Raw genomic sequence first — 24,473 nt, forward strand, 5'->3', positions numbered from 1 at the left:
GTGGTCATGAGGCTGACATTCAAACGGCCCCGGCATTGCGCCGGGGCCGTCTCGGTTCAGGATACCCCGATCACTGGGCCAGCAGGTCGCTGATCCGGCGAACCGAGGCGCGACGGTTCTCGCGGATGTCTCCTTCGGCGCGGATGCGCGGGAACTGCTCACCATAGCCCTGCGTCACCAGGTTTTCCGGCGGCACGTCAAAGTATTCGGTCAGGGCCAGGGCGACCGACTCGGCGCGACGGTCCGACAGGGCCAGGTTGTAGGCATCCGATCCGACCGTGTCGGTGTGACCCTCGATCATGAAGATCTCTCGCGAGTTCTGGGTGATCGCGTCCTGCAGCACGCGGCCCAGCGACTGCAGCTGCTGTGCCTGGTCGGGACGGATCGCAGCCGAGCCGGTCTCGAAGGTGATCGCATCGATGTTCACCGGTGCCACCAGGGCCCGCACTTCGGGGATGTTGCGGATCTGCGACAGGGTAAATCGACGATCCACATTCGCCTCGCGCTGCAAAGCGGCGCGCAGCGCATCCTCGTCCAGCGGGGCGGTGCCGGTCTGGACCTCGGCCGGAGCCGGCAGCTGCCGGACATCCACCGGCTGCACGTCGGTGGTGTCGTCAATCAATTGAGTCGTGGTTCCATCCGCCGAAACCAGCGTGCGGCGCAGCACCCGCAGGTCGGCGTCGCGGATCGTCACGACGCGGCTGCCATCCTCACGGGTGACGATGGTGCGCGACGAGCCGTCATCAAAGTTTTCGGTGGTCACGGTCGAACCCGGCTGGCGCAGCAGCGCGACCTCATCCTTGATGACCTCCTGGCTGCCATCGGCCCGGGTCACGACAACGCGATCCGGCGTGCTGAGGGCGACCTGTCGGTTGTTGTTCAGCATCGACCCGACCGCCACGGCACCCAGGCCCAGCAGCAGCGCGCGGGTCAGGTCATTGCTGTCGTTATCGTCCGAACTGTCGGCTTGGGCTTGGGTGCTCTGGCCGGTGGCGCCCGCCAAGGCATCACGCAGGTTGGTCGCGAAATCTTCCGAAGAGGACCGCGCGCTTTCCTCGGTCACCTGCTGCTCGGTCACCTCGCCTGCACCTTCGGCGGCATCCAGCGCGGCCGCCGACACCGGCTCCGACGCCTGGGCCGCCTCGCGGGATGCCTCCGTCTCGCGGCTGTTCTCCTCGGCGGCGCGGATCACCAGTTCGCCCTTGTTGTTCACGCGGTACATCTGCGCCTCGACAGGTGCCAGGCGCAGCTCGCCACGTTCATTGCGCTCGACCACTACACCGCGCGGAGTGCTGGCGCGGCCGCCGTTGGCACAAGGCATGGTGCCGCCCGAAAGGCAGGTGAGCGAAGCGAGGGTCAGGCCCCCCGCCATCTCGTCGGCCAGAACCTCGGCCAAGCGCGGCATCTCACCTGCGCGGCGCTGTTGAAGATCCCCCTGCGCCAAGCGCAGGCTGTCGCCCGACGCGGCTTCGGCCTGGGCGGCAACCTCTGCTTCCGCTTCCGGTGTCGCCAGTGCCTCAGCTTCGGCTTCTGGTACAGCCGAGGCTTCCGTTTCGCCGGGTGCGGGTGCCTCCTCCTCGACGGGCGCGTCAATTTCCGCAGCGGGTTCTTCGGTGGCGGCCTCGGTCTCTGTCATCGCCTCAGGCGCTGCTGCGGTCTCGGGCGTCTGCGGCTTGCGCTGGGGTGCGGCGGAACTGACCGGCTCCTCCGGCAACTCGGTCTGAGCTTCGACCTGATCCTCGACTGCGCTATCTGCCTCGGCTTGGGCAGCAGCCTCCGGGGCGGCAGCAGCTTCAGCTGCAGGGGCGGCCTCAGCCTCAGCGCCGGTTTCAGCCTCAACTTCCGCTTCCGCAGGGGCTTCGGCTTCGGCAGAGGCATTTGCCGCCTCCTCGGCAGCCAGAGCGGCTTCCAACTCGCTGGTCTCGTCCTGCATCTCGGCCTCGGGGGCCTCTGCCGCGCCGGTTTCCTCGGTCATCGCCGCGTCGTCCGCCTGCAGCGCCTCGGCCTCGGCTCCGTCGGCGGCAGCTTCGGTTTCCTCCGCGGTCGCCTCCCCTCCATCGGCAGCGGCTTCGTCCTGGACCTCTTCCACCGGCTCACCTTCGGGCAGCAACAGCGGATCGGCAGGATCGGTAGCCTCGTCAGGCGTCGTCGCCTGAGCGAGGATCAGGGGCTGCTGCCCCGGCTGGCGGGCGGATTGTTCGGGCAGAGAGAGCTCGGCCATGGCCAGTTGCGGCGCCAGCAGCGACAGGCAGGCGGCTAGGGCCGTGGTGTTGTGGATGATCCGGCGCATGGGAGACTCCTTATGGCGTGGGTCGTGGTCCATCTTTGGCTGTTTAACAGGCACTTGTGGAAAGGGTTCCCCAAAAGACCGTGACCACCTCGTGATGCCCCGCGCCGTTTGGTCGGATCTGGACGACCAGAAGCGCCGTACAACCCGACCTCAGGAGGGGCTGCCGACGATCACATCCTGCCGAAAACCAGACGCGATCTTGGGCCCCCGAACTGCTTGCGACAGGCGTAAAAATGCAAAAGGGGCGGATGCGGGTCCGCCCCTTTCTCAGGTTCTCAAAGATTTTCGGCAGGACATCCTTGCCTCCGGAAGGTCAGACGCCTTCGCCGACGAAGGCCTTTTCGACCACGAATTCCTTCGGCTCGGAATTGGCGCCCTCGTGCAGCCCCAGGTTCTCCAGCACGGCTTTCACATCCACGTTGAAGGCCAGGCTGCCGCAGATCATCGCGCGGTCCGTCTCGGGAGAGAAGGGCGGCAGGCCCAGGTCGGCCAGCACCTTGCCCGAAGCGATGTTGTCGGTGATCCGCCCCATCAGCGGCGAGTCCTCGCGCGTGGTGGTGGGATAGTAGAGGAGGCGCTTGGCGAAATCCTCGCCGTAAAGCTCGCTCAGCAGCGGGTCGTTGCGCAGGTTCTGCACCAGCTCGGCCCCATAGGTCAGTTCCTCGGCGGTGCGGCAGGTGTGCATCATGATCACCTGCTCATAGCGCTCATAGGTCTCGGGGTCGCGCATCAGCGAGGCGAAGGGCGCGATGCCGGTGCCGGTCGCCAGGAACCACAGCCGCTTGCCGGGCAGCAGGGCGTCCAGGACCAGCGTTCCCACCGGCTTGGGGCGCAGGATGATGTTGTCGCCCGGCTTGATGTGCTGCAGGCGCGAGGTCAGCGGCCCGTCCGGCACCTTGATCGAATAGAATTCCAGCTCTTCGTCCCAGTTGGGCGAGGCGATGGAATAGGCGCGCAGGATCGGCTTGCCGTTGTCGTCGGGCAGGCCGATCATCACGAACTCGCCCGAACGGAAGCGCAGCGAGGCCGGGCGCGTCACCCGGAACGAGAACAGGCTGTCGGTCCAGTGCGTGACCGAGGTCACGGTCTGGGAGTCGGGAAGCACCTTCTTGGGGCCGGCATCGGTCACGGGCAGGTCCAGCGTCATGAGAATTCCTCGTGTCTTCTAGTCAATGGGGCGGGGGGGCGAAAGCCCTCAGCCCGCAAGGGCGGCGCGATGGTCCCAGGCCTTCCAGTCCGCGCGGGCCAGCCACTGCTCCTGGGGCTGCCGCGCGGCGATGTCGGCGGCGACCTGAACCTCGTCAAAGCCGACGCGGCGCGCCATGGCATATTGGTCGGCGATCAACCGCCCCGTTGCCCGCAGGCGTCCGGTATAGCCCAGTTCGCGCAGCCGGCGGGCCAGCGAAAAGCCCCGCCCATCGCTGAAGGAGGGAAAGTCGATCGCGACCAGGTTGCGGTGCAGGTGGTCGACCAGCTGGTCCGGGGCGGTGTCCGGAGCCAGGGTGACCTCGGCCTCAGTGTCCAGCGGGTGAAAGCCGTCGTCGCGGGCCAGGATGGCTTCGCTGTTCAGCTGCGTGCTCATGCCGGAACCTTTCCGCGGACGATGCGTCCGCCAATGAAGTGAATGCCGCATTCGGACTTTTCGCGGCCGCGCCAGCGTCCCGCGCGGGGATCCTCGCCGGGGGCGACCTTCGAGGTGCAGGGCGCGCAGCCGATGGACGGATAACCCTGCGCCACCAGCGGGTGCCGGGGCAGGGCGTTCTCGACCATGTAATCCTGCACGTCCTCGGGGCGCCAGTGGGCCAGGGGGTTGACGCGCAGCCGGGTCGGCGGCTCGGGTTCGAAGAACTCCAGGGCGGCGCGCTGGCCGTTCTGGAACCGCTTGCGCCCGGTGATCCAAGCGTCATAGCCCGACAACACGCGCTCCAGCGGCACGGTCTTGCGGAAATCGCAGCAGGCGTCGGGGTTCACCTTGTGCAGCGTCCCGTCGGGATCGTTGCGGGCGATTTCCTCGTCGCTGGCGGTGATGACCTGCACATTCGTCAGGCCCAGCTTGGCCGCGACCTGGCGCTGATAGTCCAGCGTTTCGGGAAACAGCATCTGCGTGTCGATGAACAGCACCGGCAGGCCCGGCGCGACCAAGCTGACCATGTGCAGCAGCACCACGGATTCCGCCCCGAAGGACGACACCAGCGACACCCGCCCCAGGTCGGGGTCGGTGACGGCGCGGCGCAGCACCTCGATGGCGGCATGGTGGCGGTAGCGGTCGTTCAACCGCTCCGCACGTGTGTCCAGGTTGCCGTCAAGCATGGGCCGGTTCCGGATAAAGCGCCGCCTTGAACGGCGCAGGGCCAAGCCGCCGATAGGCGTCGATGAAACGCTCGGACGCGTCGGCCCGGACCTCCAAATAGGCGCGCAGCAGCCGGTCGATGGCGGGCACGACCTCTTCGGCGGGAAAACCCGCACCCGCGCGCTGGCCGATGGCCGGGATGTCATAGGCATCGCCGCCAAGCGTGATCTGGTAGTTCTCCACACCTGCCCGGTCCAGCCCCAGGATGCCGATATGGCCCAAGTGGTGGTGACCGCAGGCGTTGATGCAGCCCGAGATGCGGATGTTCAGGTTGCCAATCTCCTCTTCCAGCCCGACCGAGCGGAAGTGGTCGGCGATCTCCTCGGCGATGGGGATCGATCGCGCGGTGGCCAGTGCGCAATAGTCCATGCCGGGGCAGGCGATGATGTCGCTGGTCAGGCCGGCATTGGCCGTGGCCAGCCCCGCATCGCGCAGCGCGGCATAAAGGGCCGGCAGGTCCGACTTGTGGACATGCGGCAGCGCCACGTTCTGGTCGTGCATGATCCGCAGGTCGTGGTGGCCGTAACGCTCGGCCAGGTCGGCCAGCAGGCGCATCTGTTCGGCGCTGGCATCGCCCGGCGTCTGGCCCGGCGCCTTCAGCGTCACGATGGCGCTGGCATAGCCGTCGATGCGATGGGCATGCAGGTTCGTGTCCGTCCAGCTGCGGAAGCCCGGGTTCACGGCACGCTCGGCCTCATAGCCGTCCACCGGCGCATTGCGGAAGGCCGGCGCGCGGAAGCGGTCCTGGAAGATCGCCAGCGCCTCGCGGTCGGCGCCGTTGAAGTCGCGGCGGCGCGCAAGGAACTCTTCCTCGATCTCGGCGCGCATGGTGTCCATGCCGCGCTCCATCACGGTGATCTTGATGCGGGCCTTGTACTTGTTGTCGCGACGGCCGGACAGGTTGTAGGTCGCGATGATCGCCTCGACATAGGGCAGCAGGTCCTCTTCGGGCAGGAAGTCGCGGACCACCTGGCCCAGCAGGGGCGTGCGGCCCAGGCCGCCGCCGATCCAGACCTCGAAGCCGGTCTTGCCCTCCTGCTCGACCAGGCGCAGGCCGATGTCATGGGCGGCGATGACGGCGCGGTCCTTCTTGCCGCCGGAAATGGCGATCTTGAACTTGCGCGGCAGGAACTGGAATTCGGCATGGTCGGTGGACCAGCTGCGCAGCAGTTCGGCATAGGGGCGCGGATCGGCCGCCTCGTCAAAGGCCGCGCCGGCAAAGGCGTCGGTCGTCACGTTGCGGATCGTGTTGCCGCTGGTCTGGATCGCGTGCATGCCGACGGCGGCCAGCGCGTCCAGCATGTCAGGGATGTCCACAAGCTTGGGCCAGTTGTACTGGATGTTTTGGCGCGTGGTGAAATGGCCATAGCCCTTGTCCCATTTCTGGGCCAGCAGGGCCAGCGTGCGCATCTGGTCAGGGCTGATCGTGCCATAGGGAATGGCCACCCGCAGCATGTAAGCGTGCAGCTGCAGATAGACGCCGTTCATCAGGCGCAGGGGGCGGAATTCCTCTTCCGTCAGGCTGCCGTCCAGGCGTCGTTCGACCTGGGCGCGGAACTGGGCCGCACGGTGGCGCACATAGTCGGTCTCGACAGGGCGAACATCAAACATGGGTAGTTTCCGTCTTCTGGGTCTCGGCTTGCCGATCGACCTGGATGCCGTGGAAATAGTTGGACGGGCCGCGCTGGCGGAAGGCCTCGCGGAAATGGGTCGGCTCGGGGCCGTTGGGGCCGCGCCGGGCCTCGATCAGATAGGGCCCGACGACCAGGTCCGCCTGACCGATGGCCTTCAGCAGCGCCAGTTCGGCAATGGCATCGTCCTCGAACAGGGTTGCCTTGCGCGGGTCCGGGGTCCAGCCCTCGTCGCACATCCAGACGTTATGTCCTTCGCGCAGATCGTTCGCAGTGATGACTCCGGGCTTTGCAGCCGTCGGGGTGAACGCTTTGCTCATGGTGCGGACCTCTTTCCTGATGCTCTCTATATAGAATTTCCTTCTGGATTCTTGCGAGTGGTCGGGCGAAATAAGGACGACGTGCACAAGGAGCCTGCGATGCCGGAACCAGTTTCCAGCCCAGAGGGGCCGGGGCAAACGCCTGTCCGGCTGGACGAGGTGGACCGCAAAATCCTGTCCCTGCTGCAGGAGGATGCCAGCCTGTCGCTGGACCAGATCGCCGAGCGGGTCGGGGCCTCCAAGACCCCGGTCTGGAACCGGATCCGCAAGCTGCGCGAGGCTGGCGTGATCCGCCGGCAGGTGGCGATCCTGGACCCCGAGGCCCTGGGGCTGGAGGCCTGCTTTTTCGTCCTGGTGCGCACCAGCGAGCATGACAGGGACTGGGCAGGGCGCTTTCTCAAGGCGCTGCGCGACCGGCCCGAGGTGGTCGAGGCGCACCGGCTGGCGGGCGACATCGACTATATCCTCAAGGTGCAGGTCCGCAACGCCCGCGCCTATGACCGCTTCTACCAGTCGCTGATCGGCGAGGTGAAGATTCACAATGTCACGGCGCTGCTGTCGATGGAGGAGATCAAGGCCTCCAGCGCGCTTCCCATCCCCGATGCAGGGCGCTAGGCCTCTGCGGGATTTGCGTCGGGGGTTCTGATGGCTGCGGACCACGTGATCTGGCACAGGCCGACCTGCTCGACCTCCCGTTTCGTGCTGGCTGCGCTGCGCGAGGCGGGGGCCGAGGTGGAGGGTCCGCGATTATGTGCGGCAACCGCCGGATGCTCAGGAAATCATGGGCGCGTTGGGGACCTTGGGGATCGGGCCGCGCGGATTGCTGCGGCGGAAGGGCAACGACCATGATCGGCTGGGCCTTTCGGAGCCGGGGCTGGACGACCAGAGCCTGATCGCCGCGATGGCCGAACATTCCCTGCTGATCGAGCGGCCGGTGGTCTTCGGGCCCCGTGGCGCCATCCTCTGCCGCCCGAAAGAGCGGATCTTCACGTTTCTTGCCCAAGGACAGGGCTGACCGCCGGACCAGACCGACCACCTTCCGGTGCCGCACCCGTGGCTGCAGGCAGGTGGCGGGACCGGGTTGCGTCCCCCCGGTCCGGGTGGCCGGCCCCCCGCACACCCCGTGGGCGTTCTGACGCGAGGGGGATCATCACCGGCAGGGTGGGGCTATTCGTCCACGACGTTGAGGATCTTGGGCAGGGCCGGGCAGGGCAGCAGCTGGTTGCGGGCGACGTCGGCCAGGCTGTGGTTGTGAAGAAAGACGTAGACATGCGCCGAAAGGCTTTCCCACAGCCGGTTCGACAGCGTCTGCGCCCGCGACCCCGAGATGCCGCCCGAGGCGCCGGCGCCGATATGCATCGCGCTGACGGTTTCGTCCACGGCTTCCAGGATCTCGGCGATGCGGATCGTCTCGGGCGTGCGGGCCAGGCGATAGCCCCCGCCGGGACCGCGCACCGAGGCCACGAGACCCGCCCGCCTCAGCCGCACGAACAGCTGTTCCAGATAGGGAAGCGAGATGTCCTGCCGCTTGGAGATCTCGGCCAGCGAGGTCAAGTCGTCGCCCTTGGCGATCGACAGGTCGACCAGCGCAATGATGGCATAGCGGCCCTTGGTTGACAGTTTCATGGCCTGCGTCCCTCCATCCGCGCATTGCGGATCCTGCCTTGCATTGACGGCTGCCGTGGTCGCGCGCTATGCCCGGCCAGCATGTTCCTTGCCAAGCCTGCGCCGGCTGCCCAGATATTCCGTCTAGAAGCCGCGCGCGCACGCGTCAAGAAACCCGACAAGCCCTGTGAAGGACAACCATGCCCGAGCTGATTTTTCCCGGCCCCGAAGGCCGCCTCGAAGGCCGTTACCATCCCCAGCCCGGCAAGCCCGACGCCCCCATCGCCATCGTGCTGCATCCGCATCCGCAATATGGCGGGACGATGAACAACCGGGTCGTCTATAACCTGCATTACGCCTTTCACAAGATGGGCTTCACCGTGATGCGCTTCAACTTCCGGGGCGTGGGCCGCAGCCAGGGCGAGTTCGACCAGGGTATCGGAGAGCTGTCGGATGCCGCCTCCGCGCTGGATTACCTGCAGGCGATGAACCCGAATTCCAAGCATTGCTGGGTAGCGGGCTTCAGCTTTGGCGCCTGGATCGGGATGCAGCTGCTGATGCGGCGCCCCGAGATCACCGGCTTCATCAGCGTGGCGCCCCCGGCGAACATGTATGATTTCAGTTTCCTGGCGCCGTGCCCGTCCTCGGGGCTGATCGTGAACGGCACGGCCGACCGGGTGGCGCCGCCCAAGGACACGCATGCGCTAGTGTCCAAGCTGCGCGAGCAAAAGGGGATCACCATCACCCATGAGGAGATCGAGGGCGCGGACCACTTCTTCCGCGACGACGAAACCCACATGAAGCCGATGATCGACCTGGTCCAGGGCTATGTCCGCCGGCGCCTGACCGAGAACACCCGCTGAAGAAGGGCGCCGGGGCGCGTGCCCCGGCCCGCTGCCCCGGCGACTGAAAGGAAAGGCCCGGTCATGCTGGATCAGGCGGTTGCATTCCTGTGCGAGGCGGATCGGCTGAAGTCGGTCCAGCGCGCCAATGTGCTGATGGACCTGTCGCGCCCCGAGAACAGCGCCGAGCACAGTTGGCATGTGGCGCTCTACGCGATGGTCTTCGGGGCCAGCGACCGCGCGATTGCCATGATCCTGGTGCATGACCTGGTCGAGATCGATGCGGGCGACCAGCCGATCCACCTGGATCACGATGCCGCCGCGCTGCGGCTGGCCGAGGAGGCGGCCGCGGCCCGCATCTTTGGCCTGATGCCCCAAGGCGCGGCGCTGGCGGATCTGTGGCGGGCCTTCGAGGCCGCCGGCTGCGATGACGCCCGCATGGCCAAGCGCATGGACCACATCCAGCCGCTGTTCCAGGTGTTGCAGGCGGGCGCGCCGCTGCCCGATCATGTCGAGATCGTCCGCGCGAACCTGGAACGCGGCCGGGCCGCCCGGTTGGTGCGGGAATGGCCGGATGCGGCCGCCGCCGCGCGGGACCTGCTGGCGCAGCAGGGGCTGCCCGACAGCGATCTGGGGCGACGGCTGGCCTTTCTGGCCGAGGCGGACGGGCTGAAGTCGGTCCATCGGGCAAATACCCTGATCGACGGCTCGCGCCACGAGAACAGCGCCGAGCACAGCTGGCATCTGGCGCTCTATGCGCTGGTCCTGGCGCCGCTGGCGGAGCCGGGCGTCGATATCGGCCGGGTCATCCGGATGCTGCTGATCCACGATCTGGTCGAGATCGACGTGGGCGACGTGCCGCTGCATTCCGCCGGAGGTCAGGCCCATGGCTCGGCCGCGATCCAGCAGGCGGAAGCGGCCGCGGCGCGCCGGATCTTCGGGATGCTGCCGGACGGACAGGCGGCCGAATTCCTGGCGCTTTGGCAGGAGTTCGAGGCGGTCGAGACCCCCGACGCGATCTTTGCCAAGGGCCTGGACCGCTGCCAGCCGGCGATCCAGAACCTGCAGGCCGGTGGGGCGGGATGGCTCCGTTACGACGTGACCCTGGCCCAGCTGGAGATGCGGGTCGGGACCTGGGTCGATGCGGCCTCGGCCGAACTCTGGGCCTGGCTCTCCGGTCGCCTGTCTGCGCATTTCTCCAGCCGGTAGGGCAATGCTGCGTCGGGTCACGCCACCAGCGGCTGGCCCTTGGCGGCGTGCCGGATGACCAGGCGGCGCAGCTTTGCGCCTGTGCCGAAGGGGCGGGCCGAGGGTGGCGCGGCCTCGGGCTGCAGCAGGGCAGGCAACAGCGCCTGGATCTCGCGCAGCGCCTTGCCGTTCAGGGCATGCAGCGCCTGGGCGCCGGGATAAAGCGATTCGGCCTCGGCCCCGTTGGCGATCAGGATCTCGTGGCGGTCGAAGAGCAGGTGATGATAGGTCACCCCCTGGCACCGGTCGTCCACCTCGACCCCCTCCAGCGCAAGCAGTTGCTTGGCGGGCGCCAGCAGTTCCCGGGTGCCGAACATCCGCTGCGCGATCGCCGACCGGACCAGGATGCGGTGCTGGGGCGACACGGTCAGCGGCGAATGGGGAATGCCGGGGCCCAATGCGCCTGCCGCGATGCGCACCGGCCGCAAACGCGGGGCCGCGGCCAGGTCCACCTGGTCCAGCCGGCTTGACCCGCACCACCGCAGCGGCTGATAGCCGTTGTCGCGGGTCCAGATCAGGTCGCCCGGGGCCAGGGTTTCGACGGGACGGTCCCCGTCGATCGTCCGGATCATCGTCCCGCCGGCATAGCAGACGATCTCCACATCCATGATCTTGGGGCTGAAGGACACGGTCGCGGCATAGGTGTTGGCGTCCCTGGGGGTGACCGAGAGGATCCTGACCGATCGCAGTGCGGTGATGTCCTCCCATTCGGCGACGTTCTGCGCGGTCGGGCGCAGGAAAATGTCGCCGCTGGCCATCTGGATCAGCGCGCCCGTCCGTTCCACCTGGCTGCCGTCGCCCAGGGTCACCCGATAGGTTGCGCTGAAGAGGCCCGTGATCTGGCTGTTGACGCGGCTGCCGTCCGTCGGGCGCAGGAAGGTCATCGGGCTGGGGCCGTAGGGGTTGTTGTTGTAGGTGGTCGCAAAGGCCCTGGTGCTGGTGCCGTTGACGGTGATGCTGCGCGTGGTGCCGGAGACGGTGACGGCCTCGATCTGGTTGGGTCCCGTCGCGCCATAGCCGACAAGATGCTCGGCCTCGGCGGCCGTGGCGGGGGTAGTCGGGGTCATGTTGGCCTGTGGCTGGTTGCCGAACCAGAGCCAGGTGACATCGGTCATGGGAGCCTGCCGGGGAAAATGGAATTCGTGAAGCGAGTGCCGTCAGTTACGCCCCTTGTGCCCGAGCGGGCAAATTGCCTTTGCGGACATTTTGACCGAACGGTCGTAAGCAAAGCCGCCATTTGGCTAGGGGAAAGGGAGAGGGACAGCCTCGGCCGGCACAGCGGTACCGTTGGCATACAATCGCATACCGTCTTTCCTTTACGGCCTGATCGGGCTATAGGCGGGCATCCGAATCCAACGCCAAAGGGGGCCCCCCATGTCGAAGATCAAGGTCGCAAATCCCGTCGTCGAGCTCGACGGCGACGAGATGACGCGGATCATCTGGGACTTCATCAAGCAGAAGCTGATCCTGCCCTATCTGGACATCGACCTGAAATACTACGACCTGGGCATCGAGGAGCGTGACCGCACCGACGACCAGATCACCATCGACGCGGCCGAGGCGATCAAGCTGCACGGCGTCGGCGTGAAATGCGCGACCATCACCCCCGACGAGGCGCGGGTCGAGGAATTCGGCCTGAAGAAGATGTGGCGCAGCCCGAACGGCACGATCCGCAACATCCTGGGCGGCGTGATCTTCCGCGAGCCGATCATCTGCCAGAACGTCCCGCGCCTGGTGCCGGGCTGGACGCAGCCGATCATCGTCGGCCGCCACGCCTTCGGCGACCAGTACCGCGCCACCGACTTCCGTTTCCCCGGCAAGGGCAAGCTGACGATCAAGTTCGTCGGCGATGACGGCGAAACGATCGAGCACGAGGTCTTCCAGGCCCCGTCCTCGGGCGTGACCATGGCCATGTACAACCTGGACGATTCGATCCGCGATTTTGCGCGGGCGTCGATGAACTATGGCCTGTCGCGCGGCTACCCGGTCTATCTGTCGACCAAGAACACGATCCTCAAGGCCTATGACGGCCGCTTCAAGGACCTGTTCCAGGAAGTCTACGAGGCCGAGTTCGAGGACCAGTTCAAGAAGGCCGGCATCCATTACGAGCACCGCCTGATCGACGACATGGTCGCATCGGCGATGAAATGGTCCGGCGGCTATGTCTGGGCCTGCAAGAACTATGACGGCGACGTGCAGTCGGACACCGTCGCGCAGGGTTTCGGCAGCCTTGGCCTGATGACCTCGGTCCTGATGACGCCGGACGGGAAGATCGTGGAATCCGAGGCCGCCCACGGCACCGTCACGCGCCACTATCGCGAGCACCAGAAGGGCAACGCGACCTCGACCAACTCGATCGCGTCGATCTTTGCCTGGACGGGCGGCCTGAAGCACCGTGCCAAGCTGGACGACAACGCCCAGCTGCTGAACTTTGCCGAGACGCTGGAGCGCGTCACCGTGCAGGCGGTCGAGGATGGTCACATGACCAAGGACCTGGCGCTGCTGGTCGGCCCGGACCAGAAATGGCTGACCACGATGGGCTACCTGGAAAAGGTCGACGAGTACCTGAACAAGGCGCTGAACTGATCACAAAAGGGCCGGGCATTCGCCCGGCCCTTTCGCCTTTTGCGAGGGTTGGGACAAAGAGGAAGCCATTTCTCTGTTGGTCAGATACCCTTGGGGCATCGCCGCAAGGCAATGGGGGCGGCGCCCCCTTTCTTTGGCGCGCCGGCTGCGCTAAGGGCAAGGCGTCCCCAGACAGGAGCCACGCTGATGAAAGCCGCCGTCGTCACCTTCCCCGGATCGAATTGCGACCGCGACCTGGCCGTCGCGCTGGAACAGGCGGGGGCGCAGGTGTCCCGTGTCTGGCACAAGGACAGCCGCCTTCCCGAAGGCGTGGATCTGGTCGCGGTGCCGGGCGGGTTTTCGTTCGGGGACTATCTGCGCTGCGGCGCCATCGCGGCGCAGTCGCCCATCGCCGCGGCGTTGAAGGCCCATGCCGAGCGGGGCGGCTACCTGCTGGGGATCTGCAACGGGTTCCAGGTGCTGACGGAACTGGGGCTGCTGCCCGGTGCGCTGATGCGCAACACCGGGCTGACCTTTGTGTGCAAGGCCGCGGCGCTGCGCATCGGGACCGCCGACAGCGCCTTCACCTCCGGCTATGCCCTGGGGCAGACGATCTTGGTGCCTGTCGCCCATCACGACGGCAACTACCAGATCGGGGCGGAGGGACTGGCGGCGCTGCGTGACCAGGACCGGATCGCCTTTACCTATGCGCCGGCGCTGAACGGCTCCGTGGGCGACATCGCCGGCATCCTGTCCGAGAATCGCCGCGTCCTTGGCATGATGCCCCACCCGGAACGCGCGGCCGATCCGGCCACCGGCGGCACCGACGGTGCGGCGCTGTTCCGGGGGCTGGTGGGCTCTCTCGTGCAGGCCTGACTTGAGCCTGCGCGGCGTTCGCCGTAGATTGCCGCCCGCGATCCCAGTGGATGGACCCGTGCTTGGACGATGACGAGCATATCGAGGACAGGGCGGAGCGGCGGCGCGGCGTAGGCGCCCGGCTGTACAATCCGTGGTGGCTGCGGGCCACCGTCGTGCTGATCTTTGTCACCGCATTGGGGTCGATCTGGGGCACCAATGCCTGGCTGACGGATCGGTTCTCCGAAAACACCCGGGTGCGGTCGGAACTGCGTCTGGCGCTCTATACCGGCAACCTGATGTCGGAATTGCAGCGCAATTCGGTGGTGCCGCTGCTGTTCGCGCGCGACCCGGCGCTGATCTCGGCGCTGAACGGGAATGATTTCTCGACCACCTCGGCCCGGCTGATCGCGGCGCAGAAGGAAATCGGCGCCGCCTCCATCCGGCTTCTGGATGCCTCAGGCCGGGTGGTGGGCTCGACCGACCGCTACCTGATCGGCACCAACAGCGTGGCGGCGCCCTATTTCGTCGAGGCACTGCGGTCGCGCGACACGGTCTTCACCGTGTCCGAAATGCCGTCGGGCGCCCATGAATTCGCCTATTCCCGTGCCATCCTGTCCGAGGGCAGGACCTTGGGCGTGATCGTGGTGGGCGCGGACCTGACGCGGCTGGAGCGGTCCTGGGCCGGCATCTCGGACGCGGTGGCCGTGACCGACAGCGAAGGGACGATCATCCTGTCGACCGAGCCGCGCTGGCGCGGGCTGACCCTGCCGCAGGCGCTGGCCGTCCGTTCGGCCCCTTCGGCGATCCAGCGGGCCTTCCAAGTGACGGCCGACTGGACCTCCAGCCCGGCCGACGCCTATGTCCAGGGCCGGGCCGTGATGCGGTCCGAGGCGCGGGTTCCGTTCCGCGGCTGGCGGATGATCAGCTTCACCGCCTACAGCAGCGTCCGCGAGCGGGTGAACGCGATCCTGGCGCTGCAGATCATGGGCTTTGCGATCCTGCTGGCCGGTGCCTTCTGGATGCTGTCGCGCCGCGCCCGGATGCAGTCCGTGGCCTATATGCGCGAATCGGCGGACCTGCGGGCGCTGAACGCCCGCCTGACCCGCGAGATCGCCGAGCGCGAGCGCGTGCAGAAGGAGCTGCGCGTGGCCGAGCAGACCATGCAGCAGTCCTCCAAGCTGGCCGCCCTGGGCGAGATGTCAGCCGGCGTCAGCCACGAGCTGAACCAGCCCTTGGCGGCGATGAAGACCTATCTGGCGGGCGCGCGCCTGCTGCTGCAGCGCGGCCGTCCTGAGGAGGCGCTTTCCAGCTTTCAGCGCATCGACGACCTGATCGACCGGATGGGCGCGATCACACGGCAGCTGAAGTCCTATGCCCGGAAGGGCGGCGAGGCGGTGGAGCCGGTCGACCTGCGCGCCGCCGTCAGCAGCGCGCTGACCATGATGGAGCCGCAGCTGCGCACCCGGACCATCCGCATCATCCGCAACGTCCCGCGCGAGCGGGTGATGGTGCTTGCGGACCGCATCCGTCTGGAGCAGGTTCTGATCAACCTGCTGCGCAACGCGGTCGATGCCGTGCGCGACCGGCGCGAGGCCACCATCGAGATCTCGGTCGAGGCGGCGGCTCACGCCTATGTGTCCGTGCGCGACAACGGCCCCGGTGTATCGGATCTGGAAAAGCTGTTTGAACCTTTCTGGACCACCAAGAAGCCCGGAGAGGGCACCGGGCTGGGGCTGGCGATCTCGTCCACGATCGTGGCCGACTTCGGCGGCCGGCTGACCGCGCATAACGAAATCGAAGGCGGCGCGGTCTTCCGCGTCGAGCTGCCGTTGCACCGTCCCGGACAGCCCCGGCAGTCGCTGGCGGCGGAATGACAGAACACGAGAGGATCAGAGAATGTCCCGAAAGCTGAAGATCGCGATTGTGGATGACGAACCGGACATGCGGGAATCGATCAGCCAGTGGCTGGTCCTGTCCGGTTTCGAGACCGAGACCTTTGCCAGTGCCGAGGACGCGCTGAAGGTGATCGGGCCGGACTGGCCGGGCGTGGTGGTCAGCGACATCCGCATGCCGGGGATGGACGGCATGGCATTCCTCAAGCGGCTGATGGGGCTGGACAGCAGCCTGCCCGTCATCATGATCACCGGCCACGGCGACGTGCCGATGGCGGTCGAGGCGATGCGCATCGGCGCCATGGATTTCATGGAAAAGCCCTTCAACCCCGACCGCATGACGCAGTTGGCCAAGAAGGCCACGCAGATGCGCCGGATGACGCTGGACAACCGCGCGCTGCGCCGTGACCTGTCCGAGGGCCAGCAGGTCATGTCCAAGCTGATCGGCGCCAGCCCGGTGATGGAGCGGCTGCGCGAGGACATCCTGGACCTGGGCCAGGCCGACGGCCATGTGCTGATCGACGGCGAGACGGGGACCGGCAAGACGCTGGTGGCGCATGCGCTGCATGCGGTCGGGCCGCGCGCCTCCAAGAAGTTCGTGCCGGTCTCCTGCGCGGCCTATAACGACGAGGCGCTGTCGGCGCGCCTGTTCGGGCCGCTGGAGGACGGGCTGCCGGCCGTCGAGGAGGCCCGTGCGGGCACCCTGTGCCTTGAGGATGTCGAGGCGCTGTCGGAGGCATTGCAGGCGCGGCTGCTGGCCTTCATCAGCGAACAGGGGACGCCTGCGGAAACCCGGATCATCGCGATCAGCAATGCGCGGGGCGAGGGGCGCCGGGCCGAGGATTCGCTGCGTCCCGACCTGTTCTATCGCCTGTCGGCGCTGAAGATCACCCTGCCGCCGTTGCGCGCGCGGGGCGAGGATATCCTGGCGCTGTTCACCCGCATGACCGAGCAGTTCAGCGAGGAATACGGCTGCGAGCCCCCGCAGGTCAGCGCGCAGGAGGCCGCCCAGCTGCTGCAGGCGCCCTGGCCCGGCAACATCCGCCAGCTGATCAACGTGGCGGAACGCGCTGTGCTGCAGAACCGGCGCGGGTCGGGGTCGATCGCCTCGCTGCTGATGGCGGATGGAGAGGACAACCAGCAGGCCACGACGACCGAAGGCAAGCCGCTGAAGGAATATGTCGAGAGCTTTGAGAAGATGCTGATCGACAACACCATGCGCCGCCACAAGGGCAGCATCGCCAGCGTCATGGAGGAGCTGTGCCTGCCGCGGCGGACGCTGAACGAGAAAATGGCCAAATACGGGTTGCAGCGCGGCGATTACCTTTAACGGCCCGCAGCCCAGGGGCGGGCACGAAACCCGGAGGCAGGCAGGCTGCCCCCGGGCTGTCCCTGCGGTCCTACGCGATACACAGACACAGGAAAAAACAGACCGCAGTTTGACGATCGGCCAGATCGGAAAACGGGCTCGCGCGCGCAGCACGGGCTACTCTTGAAGCACAAACTGAACGATCGAGCCGGTTCATCCGACAAGCACCGGCTTGAAAAACCAGACACCTCGCGCTCAGGAGCCGCGCGGCACCCGTCTTTCGACGCCGGACCCCAAGATGGGGCAGGTGAGGAGCATGGCATCCACGATTCTGCCCGGTCCCTGGGATCGTTATATGTGCAACCAGAAGGCGTGTCCAACTACCTATTGGTGTAGTTTGGATCATTATCTGCATGAATAATATACGAAAAACTGCAGTCTCTGCAAATTATCCTCTTTCCGACACCATCGCGTGCAAGTTAATTTGAACCCGGCTTACCAGTTGCGGAGAAACCGGGTGGGGATTATCCCCGCGAGGATCACCGAAAGGCAGTCCGACATGACCGTTTCGCCCCAGAACAAGCTTCATCCCCGCACCCAGGCCGTGCATCACGGCACGCGCCGCAGCCAGTATGGCGAGATGGCCGAAGCGATCTTCCTGACCCAGGGCTTCGTCTATGACAGCGCCGCCCAGGCCGAGGCGCGGTTCCAGGGCACCGGCCCGGACGAGTTCATCTATGCCCGCTACGGCAATCCGACCAGCCGCATGTTCGAGGATCGGATCGCCGCGCTGGAGGGGACCGAGGACGCCTTTGCCACCGCCAGCGGCATGGCCGCGGTCAACGGCGCGATGTTTGCGATGTGCAAGCCGGGCGATCATGTGGTGGCGGCGCGCGCGCTGTTCGGGTCCTGCCTTTACGTTCTGGACCTGCTGGCCCGGTTCGGGGTCGAGGTCAGCTATGTCGACGGCACCGACCTAGACCAGTGGGCGGCGGCGATCCGTCCCGGCACCCGCGCGGTGTTCTTTGAAAGCGTCTCGAACCCGACGCTGGAGGTGATCGACCTGAAGGCGGTGGCCGACTTGGCCCATGCGGCCGGCGCGACGGTGGTCGTGGACAACGTCTTTGCAACCCCGGTCTTTTCCAAGGCGGTCGAGCAGGGGGCCGATGTCATCGTCTATTCGGCGACAAAGCATATCGACGGCGGCGGCCGCGCCCTGGCCGGCGTGATCTGCGGCACGCGGCAGTTCGTGCGCGAGGTGGCCGAGCCCTACCTGAAGCATACCGGCGGGGCGATCAGCCCCTTCCACGCCTGGATCATGCTGAACGGGCTGCAGACCATGGACCTGCGCGTGCGCGCGCAGGCCGATGCGGCCGCCACCATCGCGGCGGCCCTGCACGGCCATCCGCGCCTGTCGCGGGTCATCTATCCGGGCCTGCCGGACCATCCCCAGCACGACCTGGCGATGCGGCAGATGGGGTCGGGCGGCACGATGATCGCCATCGAGCTGGCCGAGGGCAAGGAGGCTGCCTTCGCGGCCCTGGACCGCCTGCAGATCATCCGGATCTCGAACAACCTGGGCGATGCCAAGTCGATCGTCACCCATCCCGCCACGACCACCCATCAGCGCCTGTCGGAGGCCGACAAGGCGCATCTGGGGATCACGCCGGGACTGCTGCGCATCTCGGTCGGGCTGGAACATGCGGCCGACCTGACCGCCGACCTGATGCAGGCGCTGGAAGGGTGATCATGGGCCGCACCCCGCGACAGGCACAGGACCGCCCGCGCGCGGCGCGCGGCGGCGTCATCCTCTCCTGCGAGGTGCGGCTTCCGGGCCTGTTGTTCCGGGATGACATTTTCAGCAGCGCCCCCTATATCAGTCACCGCCAGAGCCGGAGGCCATCATGACCGAGATTCGTCCCCTGACCCCAGCCTATCCCGCCCTTCTTCGTCACTATGACGCGGATTTCCGGGTGGACGACGCCTACAAGGCCGGATTGCCGGATCTGCAGAACGGGCCCGCCAGCCTGATCATCGGCGCCCGTGCGCCCATCCAGCATGTGGGGATCTCGAATTTCCGGCTGCCGATCCGCTACCTCGCCCGCGAGGGCGGCGAGATCGCGCTGGAAACCAGCGTCACCGGCACGGTCAGCCTGGAGGCCGACCGCAAGGGCATCAACATGAGCCGGATCATGCGGTCCTTTTACGGCCATTCCGAGCATCAGTTCAGCCTGTCCGTCCTCGAGGCGGCGCTGGAGGATTACAAGACCGACCTGGACGCCCTGGACGCCCGCATCCAGATGCGGTTCTCCTATCCGATGAAGGTGGCCTCGCTGCGTTCGGGCCTGTCGGGCTGGCAGTATTACGACATCACGCTGGAGGTCATCGAACAGGCGGGCACCCGCCTCAGGGTGATGCACCTGGATTACGTCTATTCCTCGACCTGCCCCTGTTCACTGGAACTGTCGGAACATGCGCGCGAGACACGGGGCCGTCTGGCCACGCCGCATTCGCAGCGTTCGGTGGCGCGGATCTCGCTGGTGATGGACGGTCCCGAGCGCGTGTGGTTCGAGGACGTGATCGAGTTGTGCCGCCGTGCGGTGCCCACCGAGACGCAGGTGATGGTCAAGCGCGAGGACGAACAGGCCTTTGCCGAGCTGAACGCCGCCAACCCGATCTTTGTCGAGGATGCGGTGCGGGCCTTTGCCGCGCAGCTGCTGGCCGATCCGCATATCGGTGATTTCCGCGTCGTGGCCAGCCATCAGGAATCGCTGCATTCCCATGACGCGGTCAGCCTGCTGACCAGCGGGCCGACCTTTGCGCAGAATTCGCTGGACCCCGGGACCTTCGCCGGTCTGCGCGCCTGATCCGCGCCCGGTGATGCGGCGGCCTGTGCCGCGACCTGCGCGATAATTGCGGGCCGTGGCACAAGGCTGGAACGGATAGGGAACATCGGGCTTTCCTTGTGAGGCCCGTCTGCCTATGCTGGCGGGATGGAGCATTTCGACGATTCCGATGATCTCGTGCGTGTCCCGCTGTCGCAGCGGGCCATGTCGGCACGTCCCGCGGCCTATCTGGAGGGGCTGAACGCCGCGCAGCGGGCGGCGGTCGAGGCGCTGGACGGCCCGGTCCTGATGCTGGCAGGTGCGGGCACGGGCAAGACCCGCGCCCTGACCACCCGGATCGCGCATCTGCTGATGCTGGGGCGGGCGCGGCCGGGGCAGATGCTGGCGGTGACCTTCACCAACAAGGCCGCGCGCGAGATGAAGGACCGGATCGCCCGCCTGCTGGGCGAGACGGTCGAGGGGATGCCCTGGCTGGGCACGTTCCACTCGATCAGCGTCAAGATCCTGCGTCGCCATGCCGAGCTGATCGGCCGCGAGGGGCTGCACCTGAAGCCCAGCTTCACCATCCTGGACACGGACGACCAGATCCGCCTGCTGAAGCAGCTGATCTCGGCCGAGAACATCGACGAAAAGCGCTGGCCCGCCCGGCAGCTGGCCCACCTGATCGACGGCTGGAAGAACCGCTGCCTGACGCCCCCGAACCTGCCGCGCGGCGAGGGCGAGGCCTTTGACGGCCGGGGGGGCAAGCTCTACGCGGCCTATCAGGACCGGCTGCTGACGCTGAATGCGGTCGATTTCGGCGACCTTTTGATGCATTGCGTGACGCTGTTCCAGGCGCATCCGGACGTGCTGCGCCAGTGGCAGGACCGCTTCCGCTATATCCTGGTGGACGAATATCAGGACACGAACGTCGCCCAGTACATGTGGCTGCGGCTGTTGGCGCAGTCGCATCGCAACATCTGCTGCGTGGGCGACGACGACCAGTCGATCTATGGCTGGCGCGGGGCCGAGGTCGGCAACATCCTGCGCTTCGAGAAGGATTTTCCGGGCGCCGAGGTGATCCGGCTGGAGCAGAACTATCGTTCGACCCCGCAGATCCTGGGCGCGGCCTCGGGGCTGATCGCGGCGAACCGGGGGCGGTTGGGCAAGACGCTGTGGACCGATGCCGAACCGGGCGACAAGGTGCGCCTGATCGGGCACTGGGACAGCGAGGCCGAGGCCCGCTGGATCGGCGAGGAGATCGAGACCTTTCAGGGCTGCCACCGCGCCAGCCTGGGGCGCGTGAGCCTGAACGACATCGCGATCCTGGTGCGCGCCAGCCACCAGATGCGGGCCTTCGAGGACCGCTTCATGACGATCGGCCTGCCTTACCGGGTCATCGGCGGCCCCCGCTTTTACGAGCGGCAGGAGATCCGCGACGCCATGGCCTATTTCCGGCTGGTCGTGTCGCCCGAGGACGACCTGGCCTTCGAGCGGATCGTGAACACCCCCAAGCGCGGCCTGGGCGACAAGGCGCTGCAGACCATCCAGATGGCCGCCAGGCAGAACGGCGTCAGCCTGCTGGAGGGCGCCAAGATTGCGGTCGACGAGGGCCATCTGGGCGGCAAGGGCCTGGCCAATCTACGGGCCTTCGTGGCGCTGATGGGGCGCAGCCATGGCGATGTGCTGGCCGGCAGTCCGCATGTGGCGCTGGCAGAGCGTCTGCTGGACGAATCCGGCTATACCGCCATGTGGCAGAACGACAAGTCGCCCGACGCGCCGGGGCGGCTGGACAACCTCAAGGAACTGGTCAAGGCGCTGGAGGAGTTCGAGAACCTCCAGGGCTTTCTGGAACATGTCGCGCTGGTCATGGACCGTGACGACGGCGATCAGGCCGAGCAGGTCAGCATCATGACCCTGCACGGGGCCAAGGGGCTGGAGTTTCCGGTCGTCTTCCTGCCGGGATGGGAGGACGGGCTGTTCCCCAACCAGCGCGCCATGGACGAACAGGGCACCAAGGGCCTGGAGGAGGAGCGGCGGCTGGCCTATGTCGGCATCACCCGTGCGGAACGTCTGGCCACGATCAGCTTTGCCGGAAACCGCCGCATGTATGGCCAGTGGCAATCCAGCCTGCCGTCGCGTTTCGTGGACGAGCTGCCCGAAGAGCATGTCGAGGTTCTGACGCCTCCGGGCCTTTACGGTGGCGGCTATGGCGCGGCCATGGCTTCGGCCGGCAGCACGCGCATGGACGAACGCGTCGCCAAGGCCGATGTTTATGCCTCGCCCGGCTGGAAGCGGATGCAGGCGCGGGCGGCGGAACGGCGGGGGCCGGTCCATCGCACGCCGGTGACCATCGACGCGGCCCCGGCCGCACGCTTCAGCGTCGGCGACCGCGTCAGCCATGCCAAGTTCGGCGAAGGCCAGATCATGGGCATCGCCGAGGACACCCTGACTGTGCAGTTCGAGACGGGCTTCAAGAACATCAAGGCCGCCTATGTTCAGCCAGCCGGCGGCGGGGATGACGTGCCTTTCTGATCGCTGCGGCGCTTCAGCCGCGCCGCGATGCTGCGGGGGGCGGCGGCGGCCCGGCGCAGGGCTTCGGCATATTCGGCGTCGATGTCCAGATCGGGGTGATCCTCGGCCAGGCGCAGCAGCCGGAAATGGATCTGCGCCACGCGTTCGTAGTAATCGACGAAGGCATAGTTGATCGCGGCCCCGGTGGCGGCCCCCAGGATCGGGACGGCCTGGGCCCCCAGCTTGGTGGTCAGCCGCGCGGCAAAGCTGCCGGCAAAGCGAGAGATCAGGGCCGAGACGGTCTGCCCGTTGGTCAGCACGCGGTTGGCCAGGAAGGACTTGGCAGCCGCGTCGCCATCGGCGCCGGGTTCCCCAAACTGGAAGACGGCCAGGCATTCCAGCCGCACCTGCGGGTCGGTGGTGTCAAAGCCGTTGTTGCGTGCGACCTTCTGGATCGCGTTGAAGATCACCGTGGTCGAGGCGACCAGGTCCGGCACCAGCCCCACCAGCCCGAACCAGCCGCCCGTCGCACCGCTGAGCACCGCCGCCGCGCGGTTGGCGACCATCGGGGCATCGCGGACGACGCTGATCCCCTGGCTGCGGGCCGACAGGTCGTAGAGCTGGCGAAAGGCGCTCTCCAGCACCGCCTCCAGCGAGACGGGCGACAGGCTCAGCGCGGTGGTCGCGGCGCCTTCGGTCAGACGGCCCACGGCCTCGACCCCGCGCATCAGCATGCTGCGGCTGCTCAGCTGGTTGGCCGCGATGCGGTCCAGTTCGGCGCGAAGATCGGCACGGGGATCGGCGGGAAGGGTCATGGCAAGTCCTTTGCTGGGCGCCCCTTGGATCTGGGGTCGCGGCGGCGGGCGGTCAATCCGCCCATTCTGGATCGGTGGTGAAGGCGATGGTCAGCCAGCGGTTGTCGATGTCGCCGCCGACCGCCTCGCCGATCTCGTCGCGGATGGCGTCCCATTCCTCCAGCCGCTTGGCGGGCCAGCCGGTCGGGACGATGAAATAGAGCTCGATCTGGCGGCCCCGGCCGACGCGGGCGACATAGGCGCGGTGGCCCAGAAAGCCGTGGCGGGCGCAGATGTCGCGGGCGATCGCCTCGACCTGGGCCATCATGTCAGGCGGGGTGATCAGCAGGATGTCGGCCAGCGACTGCCGGATCACCGGGATCGGCAGCGGGATCACCACCAGGCAGACCAGCGCCAGGATCCCCGGGTCGACATAAGGCGAAATCCATTCCAGCGACGTGCCCTGGATGGTCCAGCCGAAGCCAAAGCCCAGAAGCAGCGCCCCGGTCAGCGCGGCCGACATCGCCCAGCCCTTGACGTCCAGCGCGACAAAGCTGGACCCGATGCGGCGGTTGGCCCGGTGGTTGTGCAGCGCCATGGCGATGGCCACCAGGGCCACGACGGCCGCGTAGAGGCTGGCCTGACCGAAATCCAGCTGACGGCCTCCGGCCAGAAGGCTGCCGATCGCGGTGATGAGGGCATAGATCGCCGCCCCGCTCAGCAGCACCCCGTTCAGCCCAAGGACCATCGGCTCCAGGTGCCAGAACCCCATGGTGAAGCGCGCAACCAGGCGCGCCTGCCGGCGTTCGGACAGGCGCGCGGTGATCAGCGTCGAGACCAGCAGCGCGACCGAGGTCATCGAGGCGTCGGTCAGCGAATAGATCCCGTCGAAGATGATCGAGGCCGATCCCGAGGCCAGGCCAAAGGCGATGCCCGCCAGCGCCACCGCGAAGGTCATCGCGATCGACAGTTTCAGCACGCCCTGTTCGGTCATTCCCGGCCCCTGGTTCCCGATGCGAACGCCGCGTGGCATCAAAGGGTTGCAGCATCCGCGACCCGGCCCCCGCCCGTGACGCCACGCGACATCTGGCCCTGCGCGGCGGCCGCGTGCTAGGGTCGGCGGTGATACGAGGGAAGGCAGGGGCAATGTGGCGCTGATCCGGCTGTGGCTGTTTCTGTTCGCGATCCAGGCCGTCTTCTACGTGCTGCTGCGCATCTATGTCCGGTCGCAGCAGGTCGAGCGGCTGGAGCGGCGATGGGACGCACGTCATCCGGAACAGGCGGGGAACAGCGCCGCGCGGCGCGCGTTCATCGCCAAGGCCATGACGGGCTTCAACCGCAGCCTGCGGGTGCGGCTGACGGCCCTGGTGTTCGTGCTGCCCACGCTGGCCGTCCTGGTCATCATCGTTCTGGTCAATTGGCAATAGGAG

The 24,473-nt window shown here is 67.0% G+C and carries 21 protein-coding genes and 1 pseudogene; 12 read left to right on the forward strand and 10 right to left on the reverse strand.

Annotated elements, in window-relative coordinates; genetic code table 11:
- Positions 1-70: 70 nt before the first annotated feature.
- The 6 genes from ACNR9W_RS03920 to ACNR9W_RS03945 all read right to left on the reverse strand — a co-directional run bounded on the left by ACNR9W_RS03920 (position 71) and on the right by ACNR9W_RS03945 (position 6,591).
- Positions 71-2,290, reverse strand: coding sequence for an OmpA family protein (locus ACNR9W_RS03920; RefSeq protein ID WP_419270521.1), 2,220 nt, complete (start codon positions 2,288-2,290; stop codon positions 71-73).
- Positions 2,291-2,603: 313 nt separating this feature from the next.
- Complete coding sequence (locus tag ACNR9W_RS03925) at positions 2,604-3,437, reverse strand: ferredoxin--NADP reductase (RefSeq protein WP_419270523.1); 834 nt, start codon at positions 3,435-3,437, stop codon at positions 2,604-2,606.
- A gap of 48 nt (positions 3,438-3,485) precedes the next feature.
- A complete protein-coding gene (locus ACNR9W_RS03930) occupies positions 3,486-3,872 on the reverse strand; it encodes a DUF934 domain-containing protein (protein WP_419270525.1) in 387 nt (128 codons plus the stop codon).
- Entirely contained in the window at positions 3,869-4,600 is a 732-nt protein-coding gene (locus ACNR9W_RS03935) for a phosphoadenylyl-sulfate reductase (RefSeq protein WP_111301778.1), read from the reverse strand. Before ACNR9W_RS03935 ends, ACNR9W_RS03930 begins: the two co-directional genes overlap by 4 nt.
- Positions 4,593-6,251, reverse strand: a complete 1,659-nt coding sequence (locus ACNR9W_RS03940) for a nitrite/sulfite reductase (protein WP_419270526.1) — start codon at positions 6,249-6,251, stop codon at positions 4,593-4,595. Before ACNR9W_RS03940 ends, ACNR9W_RS03935 begins: the two co-directional genes overlap by 8 nt.
- On the reverse strand, positions 6,244-6,591 hold the full coding sequence (locus tag ACNR9W_RS03945; RefSeq protein WP_419270528.1) for a DUF2849 domain-containing protein: 348 nt from the start codon (positions 6,589-6,591) through the stop codon (positions 6,244-6,246). Before ACNR9W_RS03945 ends, ACNR9W_RS03940 begins: the two co-directional genes overlap by 8 nt.
- Before the next feature lie 99 nt (positions 6,592-6,690).
- Between ACNR9W_RS03945 and ACNR9W_RS03950 the strand changes: the two genes are divergently transcribed.
- Together ACNR9W_RS03950 and ACNR9W_RS03955 are read left to right on the forward strand one after the other, a co-directional pair.
- A complete protein-coding gene (locus tag ACNR9W_RS03950; protein WP_419270530.1) occupies positions 6,691-7,206 on the forward strand; it encodes an Lrp/AsnC family transcriptional regulator in 516 nt (171 codons plus the stop codon).
- A gap of 136 nt (positions 7,207-7,342) precedes the next feature.
- A complete protein-coding gene (locus tag ACNR9W_RS03955) occupies positions 7,343-7,606 on the forward strand; it encodes an ArsC/Spx/MgsR family protein (protein ID WP_458478624.1) in 264 nt (87 codons plus the stop codon).
- Positions 7,607-7,758: 152 nt separating this feature from the next.
- Here ACNR9W_RS03955 and iscR read toward each other — a convergent pair whose 3' ends face one another.
- Positions 7,759-8,217 carry a Fe-S cluster assembly transcriptional regulator IscR gene (gene iscR, locus ACNR9W_RS03960; protein ID WP_419270532.1) on the reverse strand — a complete coding sequence of 153 codons (459 nt, stop codon included), beginning with the start codon at positions 8,215-8,217 and terminating at the stop codon, positions 7,759-7,761.
- Positions 8,218-8,396: 179 nt separating this feature from the next.
- Between iscR and ACNR9W_RS03965 the strand changes: the two genes are divergently transcribed.
- Together ACNR9W_RS03965 and ACNR9W_RS03970 are read left to right on the forward strand one after the other, a co-directional pair.
- Complete coding sequence (locus ACNR9W_RS03965; protein ID WP_111301771.1) at positions 8,397-9,059, forward strand: alpha/beta hydrolase; 663 nt, start codon at positions 8,397-8,399, stop codon at positions 9,057-9,059.
- Positions 9,060-9,122: 63 nt separating this feature from the next.
- Complete coding sequence (locus tag ACNR9W_RS03970; RefSeq protein WP_419270534.1) at positions 9,123-10,247, forward strand: HD domain-containing protein; 1,125 nt, start codon at positions 9,123-9,125, stop codon at positions 10,245-10,247.
- 17 nt (positions 10,248-10,264) lie between these two features.
- Here ACNR9W_RS03970 and ACNR9W_RS03975 read toward each other — a convergent pair whose 3' ends face one another.
- Positions 10,265-11,401, reverse strand: a complete 1,137-nt coding sequence (locus tag ACNR9W_RS03975) for a Hint domain-containing protein (RefSeq protein WP_419270536.1) — start codon at positions 11,399-11,401, stop codon at positions 10,265-10,267.
- A gap of 259 nt (positions 11,402-11,660) precedes the next feature.
- Between ACNR9W_RS03975 and ACNR9W_RS03980 the strand changes: the two genes are divergently transcribed.
- The 7 genes and pseudogenes from ACNR9W_RS03980 (at position 11,661) to ACNR9W_RS04010 (ending at position 22,270) form a co-directional block, all read left to right on the forward strand.
- Positions 11,661-12,872: an NADP-dependent isocitrate dehydrogenase gene (locus ACNR9W_RS03980; RefSeq protein WP_419270538.1), complete on the forward strand. Its 1,212-nt coding sequence runs from the start codon at positions 11,661-11,663 to the stop codon at positions 12,870-12,872.
- Between the two features lie 186 nt (positions 12,873-13,058).
- Positions 13,059-13,727, forward strand: a complete 669-nt coding sequence (purQ, locus tag ACNR9W_RS03985; protein ID WP_419270540.1) for a phosphoribosylformylglycinamidine synthase subunit PurQ — start codon at positions 13,059-13,061, stop codon at positions 13,725-13,727.
- 140 nt (positions 13,728-13,867) lie between these two features.
- The gene (locus ACNR9W_RS03990; RefSeq protein ID WP_419270714.1) at positions 13,868-15,583 is read left to right on the forward strand and encodes a sensor histidine kinase; all 1,716 of its coding nucleotides are present in this window, start codon (positions 13,868-13,870) and stop codon (positions 15,581-15,583) included.
- A gap of 22 nt (positions 15,584-15,605) precedes the next feature.
- Positions 15,606-16,931: a sigma-54-dependent transcriptional regulator gene (locus tag ACNR9W_RS03995; protein WP_419270542.1), complete on the forward strand. Its 1,326-nt coding sequence runs from the start codon at positions 15,606-15,608 to the stop codon at positions 16,929-16,931.
- A 538-nt stretch (positions 16,932-17,469) separates the two neighbouring features.
- Entirely contained in the window at positions 17,470-18,657 is a 1,188-nt protein-coding gene (gene metZ / locus ACNR9W_RS04000) for an O-succinylhomoserine sulfhydrylase (protein WP_419270544.1), read from the forward strand.
- A 145-nt stretch (positions 18,658-18,802) separates the two neighbouring features.
- Positions 18,803-19,777 (forward strand): annotated as a pseudogene (folE2, locus tag ACNR9W_RS04005) (GTP cyclohydrolase FolE2); the annotation flags it as partial.
- Between the two features lie 126 nt (positions 19,778-19,903).
- Positions 19,904-22,270 (forward strand): ATP-dependent helicase, encoded by a 2,367-nt coding sequence (locus ACNR9W_RS04010; RefSeq protein WP_419270546.1) that lies wholly within the window; start codon positions 19,904-19,906, stop codon positions 22,268-22,270.
- On the opposite strand, the gene ACNR9W_RS04015 is transcribed toward ACNR9W_RS04010, so the two are convergent.
- Together ACNR9W_RS04015 and ACNR9W_RS04020 are read right to left on the reverse strand one after the other, a co-directional pair.
- On the reverse strand, positions 22,234-23,064 hold the full coding sequence (locus ACNR9W_RS04015) for an EcsC family protein (RefSeq protein ID WP_419270549.1): 831 nt from the start codon (positions 23,062-23,064) through the stop codon (positions 22,234-22,236). The genes ACNR9W_RS04010 and ACNR9W_RS04015 overlap by 37 nt on opposite strands.
- A gap of 52 nt (positions 23,065-23,116) precedes the next feature.
- Positions 23,117-24,037, reverse strand: a complete 921-nt coding sequence (locus ACNR9W_RS04020; RefSeq protein WP_419270551.1) for a cation diffusion facilitator family transporter — start codon at positions 24,035-24,037, stop codon at positions 23,117-23,119.
- Positions 24,038-24,191: 154 nt separating this feature from the next.
- On the opposite strand from ACNR9W_RS04020, the gene ACNR9W_RS04025 reads away from it, so the two are divergent.
- Complete coding sequence (locus ACNR9W_RS04025) at positions 24,192-24,470, forward strand: hypothetical protein (protein ID WP_419270553.1); 279 nt, start codon at positions 24,192-24,194, stop codon at positions 24,468-24,470.
- The last annotated feature ends 3 nt before the right edge of the window (positions 24,471-24,473 follow it).

Origin of the sequence: Paracoccus sp. T5, assembly GCF_048538155.2 — a bacterium.
Classification (GTDB): Bacteria; Pseudomonadota; Alphaproteobacteria; order Rhodobacterales; family Rhodobacteraceae; genus Paracoccus.

Coding starts and splice junctions, on each gene's coding strand:
- ACNR9W_RS03920 (WP_419270521.1), bottom strand. CDS start 2,290: ATGCGCCGGATCATCCACAACACCACGGCCCTAGCCGCCTGCCTGTCG.
- ACNR9W_RS03925 (WP_419270523.1), bottom strand. CDS start 3,437: ATGACGCTGGACCTGCCCGTGACCGATGCCGGCCCCAAGAAGGTGCTT.
- ACNR9W_RS03930 (WP_419270525.1), bottom strand. CDS start 3,872: ATGAGCACGCAGCTGAACAGCGAAGCCATCCTGGCCCGCGACGACGGC.
- ACNR9W_RS03935 (WP_111301778.1), bottom strand. CDS start 4,600: ATGCTTGACGGCAACCTGGACACACGTGCGGAGCGGTTGAACGACCGC.
- ACNR9W_RS03940 (WP_419270526.1), bottom strand. CDS start 6,251: ATGTTTGATGTTCGCCCTGTCGAGACCGACTATGTGCGCCACCGTGCG.
- ACNR9W_RS03945 (WP_419270528.1), bottom strand. CDS start 6,591: ATGAGCAAAGCGTTCACCCCGACGGCTGCAAAGCCCGGAGTCATCACT.
- ACNR9W_RS03950 (WP_419270530.1), top strand. CDS start 6,691: ATGCCGGAACCAGTTTCCAGCCCAGAGGGGCCGGGGCAAACGCCTGTC.
- iscR (WP_419270532.1), bottom strand. CDS start 8,217: ATGAAACTGTCAACCAAGGGCCGCTATGCCATCATTGCGCTGGTCGAC.
- ACNR9W_RS03965 (WP_111301771.1), top strand. CDS start 8,397: ATGCCCGAGCTGATTTTTCCCGGCCCCGAAGGCCGCCTCGAAGGCCGT.
- ACNR9W_RS03970 (WP_419270534.1), top strand. CDS start 9,123: ATGCTGGATCAGGCGGTTGCATTCCTGTGCGAGGCGGATCGGCTGAAG.
- ACNR9W_RS03975 (WP_419270536.1), bottom strand. CDS start 11,401: ATGACCGATGTCACCTGGCTCTGGTTCGGCAACCAGCCACAGGCCAAC.
- ACNR9W_RS03980 (WP_419270538.1), top strand. CDS start 11,661: ATGTCGAAGATCAAGGTCGCAAATCCCGTCGTCGAGCTCGACGGCGAC.
- purQ (WP_419270540.1), top strand. CDS start 13,059: ATGAAAGCCGCCGTCGTCACCTTCCCCGGATCGAATTGCGACCGCGAC.
- ACNR9W_RS03995 (WP_419270542.1), top strand. CDS start 15,606: ATGTCCCGAAAGCTGAAGATCGCGATTGTGGATGACGAACCGGACATG.
- metZ (WP_419270544.1), top strand. CDS start 17,470: ATGACCGTTTCGCCCCAGAACAAGCTTCATCCCCGCACCCAGGCCGTG.
- ACNR9W_RS04010 (WP_419270546.1), top strand. CDS start 19,904: ATGGAGCATTTCGACGATTCCGATGATCTCGTGCGTGTCCCGCTGTCG.
- ACNR9W_RS04015 (WP_419270549.1), bottom strand. CDS start 23,064: ATGACCCTTCCCGCCGATCCCCGTGCCGATCTTCGCGCCGAACTGGAC.
- ACNR9W_RS04020 (WP_419270551.1), bottom strand. CDS start 24,037: ATGACCGAACAGGGCGTGCTGAAACTGTCGATCGCGATGACCTTCGCG.